The following is a 14315-nucleotide window of genomic DNA, read 5'->3' as shown; positions in this document are numbered from 1 at the left end:
TGGAGATTATGTTGTACAGAGAACCAACTCTGTACAAGTTTAGATTCGAGGTGCTTCGATGCGCGACCAGCCAGCGACCCGACCAAAAATAGCTATCAGCGCCTGCCTGATGGGCGCCGAGGTTCGCTATAACGGCGGGCACAAGGAATCACGCCTGTGCAGTCGAACACTCGCTGATCATTTCGATTTTGTCCCGGTGTGCCCGGAAGTTGCCATCGGCCTCGGTATCCCCCGTGAACCGATTCGCCTGGTCGGCAACCCACTGCATCCCGAAGCGGTAGGCAGCGTTAACGCCGAGCTCAACGTTACCCGCCCACTCAAAGAATACGGCCAGACAATGGCGGGTCAGTTAAGCGACATTTGCGGCTACATCTTTATGCAAAAGTCCCCGTCGTGCGGCCTGGAAAGGGTCAAGGTCTATCAGGCCAACGGTGTACCAGTGGAGGGCGGCGGACGCGGTCTCTATGCCGAGGCATTCTGTGCACTGCACCCTGACCTGCCGGTAGAGGAAGACGGCCGCCTCAACGACCCGGTGCTGCGAGAAAACTTTCTGACTCGCGTGTTTGCCTACAGCGCCTGGCAACAATTACTGCAAAAAGGCCTGACCCGCCGCGACCTCACCGAGTTTCACTCGCGCTACAAATACCTGCTGATGGCGCATAACCCGGTGCAGTACAAAACCCTGGGCAATCTGCTGGGCAACATGGGCCAGACCGATCCTGAAGAACTCGGCCCACGCTACTTCCGCGAACTGATGGAGGCCTTGAAAAAATGCGCCACGCGGCGCACCCACACCAACGTCCTGCAACACATCAGCGGTTATCTCAAGCAAGTCACCAGCCCTGAAGACAAACAGGAAATGCAGCACGTCATCAGCCAGTACCGCCAAGGCATCGTGCCGCTGGTGGTGCCATTGACCCTGCTCAAGCACTACTTCCGCCAGTACCCGGATCCCTACATTGCGCAACAGGTTTACCTGCAACCGCACCCGGAAAACCTCAGCCTGCGAAACGCGATCTAATGAAATCCCCACTCGACACCAGCGCCAGCGAAGACCTCGGCGACGACTTTAAAAAAGCGTTGGACGAAGGCTGGCTGCCGATCCGTGAAGTGGCGCGCCAGACCGGTGTCAACGCCGTGACACTGCGCGCCTGGGAACGGCGCTACGGGCTGATCGTTCCGCAACGCACACCCAAGGGCCATCGGCTGTTCTCTGCCGAACACGTTCAACGCATCCAGACGATCCTCACCTGGCTCAATCGCGGCGTGGCCGTCAGCCAGGTCAAGCAGTTGCTGGACACGCCGCAAGCGTTTAGCGAACCCGTTGAAAACGACTGGCAGGTGTTGCGCCAGACGCTGCTGCACGCGGTGTCGCAACTGAACGAACGCACCCTGGATGACACCGTCAATCAAGCCATGGCGCTGTACCCACCGCGCACCTTGTGCGAACAACTGCTGATGCCATTGCTGGCAGAACTGGACCAACGCTGGCAGGGCCAGTTTGGTGCCCAGATGGAACGGGCATTCTTTTATTCGTGGTTACGCAGCAAATTCGGCGCACGCATCTACCATAACAATCGTCAGTTGCGCGCCGCGCCCCTGCTGTTGATCAATCACTCCGATGTACCACTGGAACCTCAGCTGTGGCTCACCGCCTGGCTGATCAGCAGCGCCGATTGCCCGGTGGAGGTGTTCGACTGGCCTCTACCTGCCGGCGAGCTCGCAATGGCGGTTGATCACCTGCAAGCCCGAGGCGTACTGCTGTATTCCAGCAAAGCCATGAACCTTTCCCAGTTGCCAAAACTGTTGAATGGCGTCAGTTGCCCAAAAATGATTGCCGGACCAACGGTATGCATCCACCACGCCGAGTTGTCCGTAAGAACTTCCGGAATCGTTGATTTGTCCTTCGCGGAAGACCCGTTATCGGCGCATCAGGCCCTGGTTCTGCGTGGGCTAATTTAATGAATCGTGCGGACACAACCATGCAATTGATCTGGCTGCGCAGCGACTTGCGCCTACATGACAACACCGCCCTCTCGGCTGCCGCGGCTCGCGGCCCTACGGTGGCGGTATACCTGTTGAGCCCGCAGCAGTGGCTGGAACACGACGATGCGCCATGCAAAGTGGATTTCTGGCTGCGAAACTTGCGTGAACTGAATCGCGCACTGGGTGATCTGAACATCCCCTTGCTGATCCGCAACGCATCTCACTGGGATGAAGCGCCGAAGGTGCTGCTCGAAATGTGTCAGCAGTTGAAGGTCGACGCCGTACACGTGAACGAAGAGTACGGTGTTCATGAAAGCCGTCGTGATGCGGCGGTGGCCCAAACGCTGAACGCCAATGGCATCGACTTCCATAGCTACCTTGACCAATTGCTGTTCAAACCGGGCACCGTGCTCACCAGGACCGGCACTTACTTTCAGGTCTTCAGTCAGTTCCGCAAGGTCTGCTACGACAGATTGCGCGGGGCATTGCCGAGCCTGATCGCTGCGCCGGCTGTCCAGGCGCCACTGGCGATCAACAACGAAAACATTCCCTCAAGCGTCGACGGCTTCGAAACACCGAGTGAAAGCCTGCGCACACTCTGGCCCGCCGGTGAAGCCGAAGCCCGACGCCGCCTCGACACCTTCGCCGACGCTCAGATCGACTACTACAAAGACGAACGGGACTTCCCGGCCAAGCCCGGCACCAGCCAGCTCTCGGCCTATCTCGCCGCCGGGGTGATTTCCCCGCGCCAATGCCTGCACGCCGCCCTGCAAACCAATCAGGGCGAATTCGAAAGCGGCAAGGTCGGCGCCGTCACCTGGATCAACGAATTGCTGTGGCGCGAGTTCTACAAACATATTCTGGTGGGTTACCCGCGAGTCTCCCGCCATCGCGCCTTTCGCCCGGAAACCGAAGCCCTTGCCTGGCGCAACGCTCCAGAAGAACTGCTGGCGTGGCAAGAAGCGCGCACCGGTCTGCCGATCATCGACGCGGCCATGCGTCAATTGCTTGAGACCGGCTGGATGCACAACCGGCTGCGCATGGTGGTGGCGATGTTCCTGACCAAGAACCTGCTGATCGACTGGCGCGAAGGCGAGCGCTTTTTCATGCGGCACTTGATCGACGGCGATCTGGCGGCGAATAACGGTGGATGGCAGTGGAGCTCATCCACCGGCACCGATTCGGCGCCCTACTTCCGGATTTTCAACCCGCTGAGCCAATCGGAAAAATTCGACACCGAAGGCGTGTTCATCAAGCACTGGCTGCCAGAACTGGCCGGGCTCAATAAAAAGGAAGTTCACAATCCGGCCAACCTCGGCGGACTGTTCGGTGTGGCGGATTATCCATCGCCGATCGTCAATCTGAGCACGTCCCGACAACGAGCGCTGGCCGCGTTCAAGAGCCTGCCTTCGCGACAACAGGCCGGAGGACGCCATGAGTGATTTCCTGCGGCGTTTTGCCGAGCAGTTTGCGGCCTTGGACAAGGACAACCTGCACCACCTCAATCAGCTTTACACCCATGATGTGCAATTCACTGACCCGCTGCATGAAGTACAAGGCCTGGTGGCGTTGCGCAGCTACTTCACCGATCTCTATACCAATGTCAGTGACCTGCATTTCGAGTTTCACGGTTTCGACCACATCAGTGAAGGCGAAGGCTATCTGCGCTGGGTCATGAGTTACCGCCACCCGCGCCTGGCCAACGGCCAGTTGATACGAGTGGAAGGTTGCTCTCACCTGCTTTGGCGCGACAAGGTTTATCGGCATCGGGATTACTTCGATGCCGGGGCGTTGATTTACGAACATCTACCCGTATTGGGTCGGGCGATTGCCTGGCTAAAAAGGAGAATGAGATGAGCCTGGCAACTCCACGGCGCTACTGGTTGACCGGCGCCAGCAGCGGTATTGGCGCCTCGCTGGCCGAAGAAATACTCAAGACCGGCGCTCACGTGGCCGTCAGTGCACGCTCGACAGCCGTGTTGAAGGTCTTGTCCTTGCGCTATCCCGGACAAGTGCTGGTGGTGCCGGGTGACCTGACCAACAGCCAGCAGGTGCGTGAAATCGGTGAGCAGATTGCGCAAGTCTGGGGCTCGCTGGACACCGTTATTCTCAACGCGGGCACCTGCGAATACATCGACGTCCAGCAATTTGACTCATCGATTGTCGAACACGTGGTGCGCACCAATCTGCTCGCCAGCGCCTATTGCATCGAGGCGGCGTTACCATTGCTGCGCAAAGGCACCGCGCCGCACCTGGTGGCCGTCGCGAGCTCCGTTACGTACTTGCCGCTGCCGCGTGCCGAAGCCTATGGTGCGTCGAAGGCCGGGCTGCGCTACCTGTTTGAATCGCTGCGCATTGATCTCGCGCCGGAAGGCATCGAAGTCACTATTGTCAGCCCAGGCTTCGTCGAGACACCGCTGACGGCCAAGAATGACTTCCCGATGCCGCTCAGTTGGCCGGTGGGTAAAGCGGCCCGGCACATCTTCGCCAAACTCAAGAACCGGCCATTGGAGATCGCGTTTCCCGGCCTGTTCATGGCGGCACTGTGGCCTCTGTCGAAAATGCCCAACGCGGTGAAACTGGCCATCGGCAAACGCATGGTGCGCAGCCCTGCGCCGATCCAGGATCGCCCATGAACATCGCCATCATCGGCAGCGGCATCTCGGGACTGACCTGCGCCTACCTGCTGAATCGCCGGCATGAGATCACCCTGTTCGAGGCTGGCAACCGGGCGGGCGGTCATACCCACACGGTCGACGTGTCGGTCGATGGCCAGCGCTATGCGGTCGACACCGGTTTCATTGTCTTCAACAACCGGACCTACCCGAATTTCATCCGCCTGCTGGGCCAGCTCGGGGTGGGTTTCAAACCGACTGAGATGAGTTTCTCGGTGACGGACCCGGATACCGGTCTTGAGTACAACGGCAACAATCTGAACAGCCTGTTCGCCCAACGCCGCAACCTGTTGTCGCCCGGATTCTGGGGCATGTTGCGCGATATTCTGCGCTTCAATAAAGAAGCCCAGCGCGACCTGGCGCAAGGGCGCATCGCCGCCGACACCACGCTGGATGATTACTTGAAGGCCGGACACTACGGCGAGCGCTTTATCCTGCATTACATCGTGCCCATGGGGGCGGCGATCTGGTCAATGTCCATGGCGGACATGCTCGGTTTCCCATTGCAGTTTTTTGTGCGGTTTTTCAAGAATCACGGGCTGTTGTCCGTCAACAATCGCCCGCAATGGTGCGTGATTGAAGGCGGTTCCAATGCCTACGTCGGACCGCTGACCGCCTCATTTCGCGAGAAGATTCGTCTCAACTGCCCCGTGACGCGCGTCGAGCGTGATGACGCAGGTGTGGTTATTCACAGCGTTGCTGGCAGCGAACGCTTCGATAAAGTCGTGTTTGCCTGCCACAGCGATCAGGCGTTGAAACTGTTGGCCAGGCCGAGCGATGCGGAACGGTCGATCCTCGGTGCCCTGCCCTACGCCGATAATGAAGTGGTGCTGCACACTGATACGCGCTTGTTGCCCGTGGGCAAACGGGCCTGGGCCAGCTGGAATTATCGCCTAGGGGGCGCCAGTCACACACTGGCCGCCGTCACCTACGACATGAACATCCTCCAAGGTTTGCAGAGCGATACCACGTTTTGCGTCAGCCTCAACCAGAGCGCCGGCATCAGCCCTGACAAAGTGCTCGGCACATTCACCTACGCCCATCCGCAATACAGCCTGGCAGCCGTCGCCGCGCAAGGTCGTTGGGATGAACTGGATGGCACACAACACAGCCATTTTTGCGGCGCTTATTGGGCCAACGGTTTCCATGAAGACGGTGTGGTCAGCGCCTTGCGAGTCGCCCGCTCCTTTGGAGAAGTGCTGTGAACAGCGCCCTCTACAGCGGCTGGATTGCCCACCGGCGGTTTGCCCCAAGGCACCACGCCTTCCGCTATCGGATCGGCCTGCTGTACCTGGACCTCGACGAGCAGGACGCCGTGCTCGGCTTGTCGCCCCTGTCCGGCACCAGCCGCTTTGCACCCTACTCGTTTCGCGAAACGGATTACCTGAAAACCTTTACCGGCAAGGGCATGCGCCTGATTGATGCGGTTCGCCAGCAAGTCAGCGAAGTCATCGGCCATGCCCCGCAAGGGTCGATATGCCTGCTGACACAGGTGCGCAGTTGGGGTCTGTCGTTCAATCCGGTGAGTTTCTTCTATTGCCATGAAGCCGATGGGCAATTGGCTGCGATTGTTTGCGAAGTCACTAACACGCCGTGGCGAGAACGTTTTCTCTATGTGTTGCCAGCGAGGTCGCCTGAGAACCGGTTCGATTTCCATCAGCATTTCGTGGTGACCAAGGCATTTGATGTATCGCCATTTTTACCGCGGGATCTCGAGTATCGGATGAGTTTCAGCCCTGTCGCCAACACGCTCGGCGTGCACATGGCGGACTGGCAGGGTGAACTGAAACTCTTCGACGCCACCCTGAACCTGCATCGCGAAACGCTAAACCGCAGCAGCCTGCACCGTTACCTGCGGCAGTTTCCCTGGATGACCGCGAAAACCTGCCTGGCGATTTACTGGCAGGCGCTGCGCCTTTTGCTTAAACGCACCCCGGTGTTTGCTCATCGGGTTGCCGTTGGTAGCGTTCAAACCGCCATACCCCCCTCCAAGGATCGCCGTCATGAAATCCTCTAGCCTCTTGGGCAAAGTCAATTTGTCCGGCCCCCACAGCTTGACCGGAGCGTTGCTGCGCCGCGGCGTGCTACGGCAACTTGCAGCGCTTAAACACGGGCAACTGGTGGTCATCGAGGACGGCGAACGGCATGTCTTCGGCACGGCCGGCAGTCATCTGATCGGGGAAATTCACATCCTCGACGCCGCGGCATGGGGATGGGTGGCGAGCAACGGTTCCATTGGCGCGGGTGAAGCGTTCATCCACGGTTATTGGAGTTCGCCGGACCTGACCGCCGTGGTGCGCGTCTTCGTCAGCAACCTCGACGTGCTGGATGCGCTGGAAGGTGGCCTGGCAAAACTCGGCCGGCCTTTCGTTCAAGGACTGCACTGGCTCAATCGCAACACCCGCAAGGGCTCGCAGAAAAACATCGCCGCCCATTACGACCTGGGCAATGACCTGTTCGAGCAGTTTCTCGATCCGACCATGATGTATTCCGCTGCGCAATTCCTTAGCCCCGAAGACAGCCTCGAACAGGCGCAGTTGAACAAACTCGAAAGGATCTGCCAGAAACTGGCCTTGCAACCCAACGATCACCTGCTGGAAATCGGCACCGGCTGGGGCAGCATGGCGCTTTACGCCGCGCAGCATTACGGCTGCAAGGTCACCACCACCACGCTCTCGAAAGAGCAGTTCGCGTTTACCGCCCAACGAATCGAAACCCTTGGCCTGCAAGGCCAGGTCACACTGTTGCTCAAGGATTACCGCGACCTCACCGGTCAGTACGACAAACTGGTGTCGATCGAGATGATCGAAGCAGTCGGTCACCGCTTTCTGCCGACTTACTTCAAGCAATGCGCGCACTTGCTCAAAAGCAACGGCTTGATGCTGCTGCAGGCCATCACCATTCGCGAGCAACGCTACGAACAGGCCAAGGGCAACGTCGACTTCATCCAGCGCTACATCTTCCCCGGCGGTGCCCTGCCCTGCGTGCAGAAAATGCTCGAGATCGTCAGTCGCGACACCGACATGAACCTGCTGCACATGGAGGATTTCGGTTTGCACTATGCGCGAACCCTGCGCCTGTGGCATGACAATTTTCGACGTGCCCAGGGCCGTTTGAGCGAGTTGGGCTACGACGATTATTTCCTGCGGCTTTGGGAGTTTTACCTGTGCTACTGCGAAGGCGGCTTTTTGGAGCGCACCATCGGCACGGCACAATTGCTGTTGGCCAAACCGTCTGCGATCACCGCGCCGCTGCTGGGCCGTTTCGATGCCTGAACGCGTGGCTAATGCAGTATTGTTTCAGCTCGGCTGGTTTGCCTGCGTGGTCGGCGGCAGCAGCCTGTGGTTGCTGGTGCCACTGGCAGTGCTGGTGATTCATCTGCTGTGGATAAGTCGCTGGACCGATGAAGGTCGATTGATTCTCAGCGTTGTGCTGCTGGGCACCACTGTCGACAGTTCATTGCGCTGGCTGGGCGTATTCGATTTCAACGACGTCGCGCCATTGATTCCGTTGTGGCTGATGCTGTTGTGGGCACTGCTGGCAACGACGTTGCGTCATAGCCTGGCGTGGACCGCCAACCCCTGGTGGCTCGGTAGCATGCTCGGCGCCGTCGGCGGGCCATTGTCGTATTACGCAGGCGGACAATTGGCGGACGTGCAGTTTCCTTATGGACAATGGCCGACCTTGATTGGCATCGGGCTGCTTTGGGCAGCCCTGTTTCCTGCACTTCACTTCATGGCGCAGCGACTCACGTCAGACACCCGCCACTGAGCGTCCGTCTGGCCTTTCACACAGCAGCGGCCCACTGCCTTACACTGCGCACCATGAAAACCATTCCCCACACGCAAATCGCCGAGCCGGCTGTTACGTGCTCGACCTGCGCGGCTTGCTGCTGTCAGCTCGAAGTGATGCTGATCACCGACACGGGCGTGCCTGAACGTTTTATCGATACGGATGATTGGGGCGGGGAAGTCATGCTGCGTCTGGACGACGGCTGGTGTGCGGCGCTGGATCGCAACAGCATGATGTGCACCATCTACGAAAAGCGCCCGCTGATCTGCCGGGAATTCGAGATGGGCGCACCGGAATGCATCGAAGAACGCCAGGGGATCAGCACGGCGTATCGGTAACCTGAAAAGGCGTTGCACCTTCTGACGCCATCGCGGGCAAGCCATGCTTCCACAGGAGATTGCGTCACCTGTGGGAGCGTGGCTTGCTCGCGATGCTTTTGAAGTTACAACGGCATTGTGTAGTGCAGCGAGTAGCTTTCTACGCCGTCGTTGTGACTGGCCATACCCGCATTGGAATAATGCGTCGCTCGAATCCCGACTTCGTGCCCGCCGGTGAAACGCAGGCCAGCGCCGAAACGGTCTTCGAACTGGAAAGCCTGGCCAATGTTGTTGTCTTCGACTTCAGTGTGGGAGAACACCGCCACACCAATCCCCGCCTCGAGGTAAGGTTTGATCGACTGCCCGGCAAATTCGTAAACGAACACCGGCGAGAACGACAGGCTGTTGTTGCTGGAGCTCTTGTCACCTTCCCAATAGGTATAGGCGCCACTCCAGTAACCGGTCAGGCGACCCACGTCGCTTTGCCACCAGCTCTGATCCCAGTCGAATTGCATGCCCAGTCGATAGGTCATGGTTGATTCGGTGGTCTGACCGACCCCGAACTCCACGCCTGCCGCCTGTGCGGTAAAACTTTGCCCCATCAAAGCGGCCGCAATCGCGGCCAAGCAGAATAGTCGCTTCACTAGAAACATCCTTTTCCGAACGATTTCGTATGGTTTTTTTGTTACTCAACGCTATAGAAGTCGACGCTTAATCAGAAGTTCACCCCAATTACCCGCACGGCCCCAACTTTTTAGTTAACGCTCGAAGCTTCTCACAACGCCGGCCGTATTCCACAGTATCGGCAAGATATTTCTGAAATGAACCGGATCGGCACTCGTCCAGAACTCGGTAGCACGCGCCGGCCCGTCAGCGAGCAGTTCACGCTCGGCCAACAGACGCTGAAGTTGTCGCGCAACAGCCGCCCCCGTGTCGATCAGGCTGATGTCATCGGGGATCATCTGCTTTAGCAAAGGCTTCAGGAAGGGATAATGCGTGCAGCCCAAAATCAAGGTGTCGCACCCGGCGCCGAGCAACGGCTCGACATACCTGGCCAACAACTGGCGCAATGCCTCGCTGTGCAGATCACCGTTTTCAATCAGTTCTACCAGGCCGGGACACGGTTGAGTGATGACGCGCACATCGGTGGCGAAACGGTCGAGCAACGCGGCGAATTTGGCACTCTGCAAGGTGCCGGTGGTGGCGAGCACGCCAACCACGCCACTGCGGGTCGCGGCGGCGGCGGGCTTGACCGCCGGCTCCATGCCGACAATCGGCCACTGCGGATAATCGCGACGCAAGTCAGCGACGCCAGCGACGGTCGCGGTGTTGCACGCCAGCACCAGGGCTTTGGCGCCCTGCTGCTGGAAAAAATCGGCCATGACGCTGCAGCGCTGGCGGATGAATTCCGGGGTTTTCTCGCCGTAGGGAATGTTCCCGCAGTCGGCGACGTACAGCAGTGACTCGTTAGGCAGCAACCGCTGGATCTCGGCCAGCACCGAGAGCCCACCGACGCCGGAGTCGAACACGCCAATCGGCGCTTCACGCATGTGTCGAACCACAGACGCTGCAACCCGGATCACGCTTGACCCGTAATTCACGGAAGCGCGAGCCCAGCGCATCGATCAGCAACAGACGCCCCACCAGCGGCTCCCCGAAACCGACCAACAGTTTCAGGGCTTCCAGTGCCTGAAGGCTTCCGACCAGTCCCACCAACGGACCGACGACGCCGGCCTCACTGCACGTCAGTTCGGCTTCGCTGCCATGCCCGTATAAGCAGTGGTAGCACGGACTTTCCGGACGGCGCGGGTCGAACACCGACAACTGCCCTTCGAGACGAATCGCCGCGCCGCTGACCAGCGGTTTGCAGGCAGCGACGCAGGCAGCATTGACCGCTTCGCGGGTGGAGAAATTGTCGGAGCAGTCCAGCACCAGATCCACCGCGGCAACCGCTGCCGCGAGGGAATCTTCGTCCAGCGCGGTGCGGTGGGCGATCAATTGAATCTCAGGATTGATGGCGGTCAAACGGCGAATCGCCGAGTCAACCTTGCTCAGGCCGACGCTATCGGTGTCGTGAATAATCTGGCGCTGCAGGTTGGTCAGGTCGACCGTGTCGAAGTCGGCGAGGTGCAACTCACCCACACCCGCCGCGGCCAGGTACAGCGCAACCGGTGAGCCGAGACCACCGAGGCCGACAATCAACACGCGGCTTTCTTTCAGTCGCAACTGACCGTCGATGTCGACGTGTTGCAGCAGAATCTGCCGACTGTAGCGCAACAATTCCTGATCATTCAGCACGGCAGGCATCCCAGGCTGATACGTTCGTGTCCACCCAGATCTATTCGGCTGTGGACGTTTTCAAAGCCGCGGGTCAGCAGCAAGTCGCGCACGGCACTGGCTTGATCGTAGCCGTGTTCGAGCATCAGCCAGCCACCCGCGTCCAGATAATCCGGCGCCTGGGCGACGATCAAGCGCAGATCGTCGAGCCCGTCGACACCGGCCACCATGGCACTGGCCGGTTCGAAGCGCACATCGCCCTCCACCAGATGCGGATCGGAAGACGGGATGTAAGGCGGGTTGCTGATGATCAGTTGGAAACGCTGGCCAGCCAGGGCGCTGAACCAATGACTGCTCAGCACCGTGGCGTTATTGAGGTGCAGGCGTTGACGGTTGCGCTCGGCCAGGGCCACAGCTTCCAGCACGCGATCCACCGCCGTGACCTTCCAGCCCGGACGTTCGCTGGCCAAGGCCAGGGCGATGGCGCCGCTGCCGGTGCCGAGATCGAGGACCTTGGCCGGGGTCGCCGGCAACAGCTCAAGCGCGGCTTCCACCAGCAATTCCGTGTCAGGACGCGGGATCAGCGTGTGCGGTGCCACTTCCAGGTCCAGCTTCCAGAACCCTTGCTGCCCCAGAATGTAAGCCACCGGCTCACCGCCACGACGACGCTGCAGGTAACTGGCAAACGTCAGCGCCGCTTCACTGGGAACAATGCGCTCCGGCCAGGTGTGGAGAAAACTGCGCGGCTTGCCCAACGCGGCAGCCAGCAACAACTCGGCATCCAGACGCGCAGTCGGCGAGTCGGGCAAGTCGGCGGCGCGCAACAAACTGGCAATGATCGTCATTTACTCACCTATCGCCGCCAATTGATCAGCCTGGTACTCGGCCAGCAACGGCTCGATCACCGCATCGACCCCGCCGGCGAGAATTTCGTCGAGCGAGTACAGCGTCAGGTTGACCCGGTGGTCGGTGACCCGGCCCTGGGCGAAGTTGTAGGTACGAATCCGCTCCGAACGATCACCGGAACCGACCAGTAACTTACGCTCGCTGGCGATGGCATTGGCCGCGGCGCTGGTCTGCTGATCGTTGAGTTTGGCCGACAGCCAGGACATCGCCCGGGCGCGGTTCTTGTGCTGGGAACGTTCTTCCTGGCACTCCACGACAATGCCGGATGGCAAGTGCGTGATGCGGATGGCCGAGTCGGTCTTGTTGACGTGCTGACCACCGGCACCGGAGGAGCGATAGGTATCGACCCGCAGGTCCGCCGGGTTGATTTCGATCGCTTCCTGCTCGTCCGGCTCAGGCAACACCGCCACGGTGCAGGCCGAGGTGTGGATTCGGCCCTGGGACTCGGTGGCCGGCACCCGTTGCACGCGATGCGCGCCGGATTCGAATTTCAGTTTGCCGTAAACGTTGTCGCCTTCGACCCGGGCAATGACTTCTTTATAGCCACCGTGTTCGCCCTCGTTCTCGGAGAGGATTTCCACCCGCCAGCCGCGACGCTCGGCGTAACGCGAATACATGCGGAACAGGTCGCCGGAGAAAATTGCGGCCTCGTCGCCGCCGGTGCCGGCACGAATTTCGAGGAACACGTTGCGCCCGTCGTTCGGGTCTTTGGGCAGCAGCATGCGTTGCAGGCTGGCTTCGAGTTCGATCAGTTGCTCCTTGGCTTCGCGGACTTCTTCCACGGCCATTTCACGCATGTCCGGGTCGCTGTCCTTGAGCAGTGCCTGGGCGCCTTCGAGGTCGCCTTGCACTTTGAGCAACTGCTTATAGGTGCCGACGATGGGCTCGACCTCTGCGTATTCCTTGGAGTAGGTGCGGAATTTGTTCTGATCGGAAATGACTTCGCCATCGCCAAGCAAGGCGGTCAATTCCTCGAAACGGTCCTGGAGGATGTCCAGCTTATTGAGCAGTGACGCTTTCATTGCGGTTTTTTATCCGAAAAGCTATCCGATGAGCCCTCATTCAGGGCAAAGAGCTCTTGAGCCATGGCCAGCGCATCGAGGCGGCCTTCGGCAGAGAGCTTTTTCAATTGCACGCTGGGCGCATGCAACAGTTTGTTGGTCAGGCCGCGCGCCAGTTGCACCAGCACGTCTTCGGCGCTGGTGCCGTTGGCCAGCTGACGCTGGGCCTTCTGTAATTCTTCGTCACGCATGCGCTCGCTTTGCTGACGATAGGCCTTGAGCACATCCACCGCCGCCAGTTCGCGCAGGCGCACCATGAAATCTTCGGCGCCGACCGAGACCATCTCTTCCGCCGCCTGGGCTGCGCCCTGACGACTTTTGAGGTTCTCGGCGACCACTTCGTGCAGATCGTCGACGCTGTACAGGTAAACGTCGTCGAGTTCGCCGACTTCCGGCTCGATATCGCGCGGGACGGCGATGTCCACCATGAAGATCGGCTTGTGCTTGCGCAGCTTCAGCGCACTTTCCACCGCGCCTTTGCCAAGGATCGGCAACTGGCTGGCAGTGGAGCTGATGACGATGTCGCTGCGCACCAGTTCGGCCGGGATGTCCGAGAGCAACACAGCGTGAGCCCCGAACTGCTCGGCCAGAATACTCGCCCGTTCCAGGGTGCGGTTGGCGACGACGATGCGCTTCACACCCAATTCATGCAAATGACGGGCGACCAGGGTGATGGTTTCACCGGCCCCAATCAACAAGGCCTGGCTGCGTTGCAGGTCGCTGAAAATCTGTTTGGCCAGGCTGACCGCGGCAAACGCCACGGACACCGGGTTTTCGCCGATGGCGGTGTCGGTGCGCACCTGCTTGGCCGCGTTGAACGTCGCCTGAAACAAGCGCCCGAGCAATGGACCGATGGTGCCGGCCTCACGCGCCACGGCGTAAGCGGATTTCATCTGGCCGAGGATCTGCGGTTCGCCCAACACCAGCGAATCGAGCCCGGAGGCGACCCGCATCATGTGACGAACTGCCGCATCATCTTCGTGCACATAACTGCTCGCACGCAGCTCTTCGAGGCTCAAATGGTGATAATCGGCCAGCCAGCGCAACACGATGTCCGCCGAAAGGTGATCCTGTTCTATATAGAGCTCACTGCGATTGCAGGTGGAGAGGATCGCAGCTTCGCGGCTGTCGGTGAGGCGGCAGAGCTGCTGCAAGGCCTCCACCAGCTGCTCAGGGGTAAAGGCCACGCGCTCGCGGACGTCTACTGACGCAGTCTTGTGGTTGATACCGAGTGCAAGGAAGGCCATTCAAGGTCGCTGATGGTGACGTGAAGCCGGCAATTGTCCTACTTCGCCACAGAC

16 protein-coding genes are annotated in these 14315 nt (G+C 59.7%); 10 read left to right on the top strand and 6 right to left on the bottom strand.

Annotated elements, in window-relative coordinates; genetic code table 11:
• Positions 1-58 precede the first annotated feature (58 nt).
• From AB4N43_RS21805 to AB4N43_RS21760, 10 genes are read left to right on the top strand one after another with little or no spacing between them, the layout of a single operon-like run.
• Positions 59-1021, top strand: coding sequence for a YbgA family protein (locus tag AB4N43_RS21805; RefSeq protein WP_059182166.1), 963 nt, complete (start codon positions 59-61; stop codon positions 1019-1021).
• A complete protein-coding gene (locus AB4N43_RS21800; RefSeq protein ID WP_027925965.1) occupies positions 1021-1962 on the top strand; it encodes a MerR family transcriptional regulator in 942 nt (313 codons plus the stop codon). Before AB4N43_RS21805 ends, AB4N43_RS21800 begins: the two co-directional genes overlap by 1 nt.
• 20 nt (positions 1963-1982) lie before the next feature.
• Complete coding sequence (gene phrB / locus AB4N43_RS21795; RefSeq protein ID WP_460151937.1) at positions 1983-3428, top strand: deoxyribodipyrimidine photo-lyase; 1446 nt, start codon at positions 1983-1985, stop codon at positions 3426-3428.
• Positions 3421-3843, top strand: coding sequence for a nuclear transport factor 2 family protein (locus tag AB4N43_RS21790; protein WP_460151936.1), 423 nt, complete (start codon positions 3421-3423; stop codon positions 3841-3843). The genes phrB and AB4N43_RS21790 overlap by 8 nt, the downstream gene beginning before the upstream one ends.
• Positions 3840-4622: an SDR family NAD(P)-dependent oxidoreductase gene (locus tag AB4N43_RS21785; protein ID WP_027925962.1), complete on the top strand. Its 783-nt coding sequence runs from the start codon at positions 3840-3842 to the stop codon at positions 4620-4622. Before AB4N43_RS21790 ends, AB4N43_RS21785 begins: the two co-directional genes overlap by 4 nt.
• Positions 4619-5866, top strand: a complete 1248-nt coding sequence (locus tag AB4N43_RS21780; protein WP_410922928.1) for an NAD(P)/FAD-dependent oxidoreductase — start codon at positions 4619-4621, stop codon at positions 5864-5866. The genes AB4N43_RS21785 and AB4N43_RS21780 overlap by 4 nt, the downstream gene beginning before the upstream one ends.
• Positions 5863-6678 carry a DUF1365 domain-containing protein gene (locus tag AB4N43_RS21775; protein ID WP_027925960.1) on the top strand — a complete coding sequence of 272 codons (816 nt, stop codon included), beginning with the start codon at positions 5863-5865 and terminating at the stop codon, positions 6676-6678. Before AB4N43_RS21780 ends, AB4N43_RS21775 begins: the two co-directional genes overlap by 4 nt.
• Positions 6665-7936, top strand: a complete 1272-nt coding sequence (locus AB4N43_RS21770) for an SAM-dependent methyltransferase (protein WP_027925959.1) — start codon at positions 6665-6667, stop codon at positions 7934-7936. Before AB4N43_RS21775 ends, AB4N43_RS21770 begins: the two co-directional genes overlap by 14 nt.
• A complete protein-coding gene (locus tag AB4N43_RS21765; protein ID WP_027925958.1) occupies positions 7929-8432 on the top strand; it encodes a DUF2878 domain-containing protein in 504 nt (167 codons plus the stop codon). The genes AB4N43_RS21770 and AB4N43_RS21765 overlap by 8 nt, the downstream gene beginning before the upstream one ends.
• Before the next feature lie 53 nt (positions 8433-8485).
• Entirely contained in the window at positions 8486-8791 is a 306-nt protein-coding gene (locus AB4N43_RS21760) for a YkgJ family cysteine cluster protein (RefSeq protein WP_007942663.1), read from the top strand.
• A gap of 104 nt (positions 8792-8895) precedes the next feature.
• Here the strand turns inward: AB4N43_RS21760 and AB4N43_RS21755 are convergent, their stop codons facing one another.
• From AB4N43_RS21755 to hemA, 6 genes are all read right to left on the bottom strand, one after another.
• The gene (locus tag AB4N43_RS21755) at positions 8896-9414 is read right to left on the bottom strand and encodes an acyloxyacyl hydrolase (RefSeq protein WP_027925957.1); all 519 of its coding nucleotides are present in this window, start codon (positions 9412-9414) and stop codon (positions 8896-8898) included.
• A gap of 114 nt (positions 9415-9528) precedes the next feature.
• The gene (gene murI / locus AB4N43_RS21750) at positions 9529-10320 is read right to left on the bottom strand and encodes a glutamate racemase (RefSeq protein WP_194940623.1); all 792 of its coding nucleotides are present in this window, start codon (positions 10318-10320) and stop codon (positions 9529-9531) included.
• The gene (locus tag AB4N43_RS21745; protein WP_027925955.1) at positions 10313-11068 is read right to left on the bottom strand and encodes a molybdopterin-synthase adenylyltransferase MoeB; all 756 of its coding nucleotides are present in this window, start codon (positions 11066-11068) and stop codon (positions 10313-10315) included. The genes murI and AB4N43_RS21745 overlap by 8 nt, the downstream gene beginning before the upstream one ends.
• A complete protein-coding gene (gene prmC, locus AB4N43_RS21740; RefSeq protein WP_460151935.1) occupies positions 11062-11892 on the bottom strand; it encodes a peptide chain release factor N(5)-glutamine methyltransferase in 831 nt (276 codons plus the stop codon). The genes AB4N43_RS21745 and prmC overlap by 7 nt, the downstream gene beginning before the upstream one ends.
• A complete protein-coding gene (gene prfA, locus AB4N43_RS21735; protein ID WP_027925953.1) occupies positions 11893-12975 on the bottom strand; it encodes a peptide chain release factor 1 in 1083 nt (360 codons plus the stop codon).
• Positions 12972-14261: a glutamyl-tRNA reductase gene (gene hemA, locus AB4N43_RS21730; protein WP_027925952.1), complete on the bottom strand. Its 1290-nt coding sequence runs from the start codon at positions 14259-14261 to the stop codon at positions 12972-12974. The genes prfA and hemA overlap by 4 nt, the downstream gene beginning before the upstream one ends.
• Positions 14262-14315 lie beyond the last annotated feature (54 nt).

The sequence above is a fragment of the Pseudomonas sp. S2_B07 genome (assembly GCF_054668435.1).
The sequence above is the reverse complement of the archived record's forward strand: the minus strand, read 5'-3'. Positions and strand labels throughout refer to the sequence as shown.

Excerpts from the sequence above, each read along its gene's own strand:
- prfA (WP_027925953.1), bottom strand. The coding sequence starts at position 12,975 with ATGAAAGCGTCACTGCTCAATAAGCTGGACATCCTCCAGGACCGTTTC.
- AB4N43_RS21780 (WP_410922928.1), top strand. The coding sequence starts at position 4,619 with ATGAACATCGCCATCATCGGCAGCGGCATCTCGGGACTGACCTGCGCC.
- AB4N43_RS21770 (WP_027925959.1), top strand. The coding sequence starts at position 6,665 with ATGAAATCCTCTAGCCTCTTGGGCAAAGTCAATTTGTCCGGCCCCCAC.
- phrB (WP_460151937.1), top strand. The coding sequence starts at position 1,983 with ATGCAATTGATCTGGCTGCGCAGCGACTTGCGCCTACATGACAACACC.
- AB4N43_RS21805 (WP_059182166.1), top strand. The coding sequence starts at position 59 with ATGCGCGACCAGCCAGCGACCCGACCAAAAATAGCTATCAGCGCCTGC.
- prmC (WP_460151935.1), bottom strand. The coding sequence starts at position 11,892 with ATGACGATCATTGCCAGTTTGTTGCGCGCCGCCGACTTGCCCGACTCG.
- AB4N43_RS21760 (WP_007942663.1), top strand. The coding sequence starts at position 8,486 with ATGAAAACCATTCCCCACACGCAAATCGCCGAGCCGGCTGTTACGTGC.
- murI (WP_194940623.1), bottom strand. The coding sequence starts at position 10,320 with ATGCGTGAAGCGCCGATTGGCGTGTTCGACTCCGGCGTCGGTGGGCTC.
- AB4N43_RS21785 (WP_027925962.1), top strand. The coding sequence starts at position 3,840 with ATGAGCCTGGCAACTCCACGGCGCTACTGGTTGACCGGCGCCAGCAGC.
- AB4N43_RS21800 (WP_027925965.1), top strand. The coding sequence starts at position 1,021 with ATGAAATCCCCACTCGACACCAGCGCCAGCGAAGACCTCGGCGACGAC.
- hemA (WP_027925952.1), bottom strand. The coding sequence starts at position 14,261 with ATGGCCTTCCTTGCACTCGGTATCAACCACAAGACTGCGTCAGTAGAC.
- AB4N43_RS21790 (WP_460151936.1), top strand. The coding sequence starts at position 3,421 with ATGAGTGATTTCCTGCGGCGTTTTGCCGAGCAGTTTGCGGCCTTGGAC.
- AB4N43_RS21765 (WP_027925958.1), top strand. The coding sequence starts at position 7,929 with ATGCCTGAACGCGTGGCTAATGCAGTATTGTTTCAGCTCGGCTGGTTT.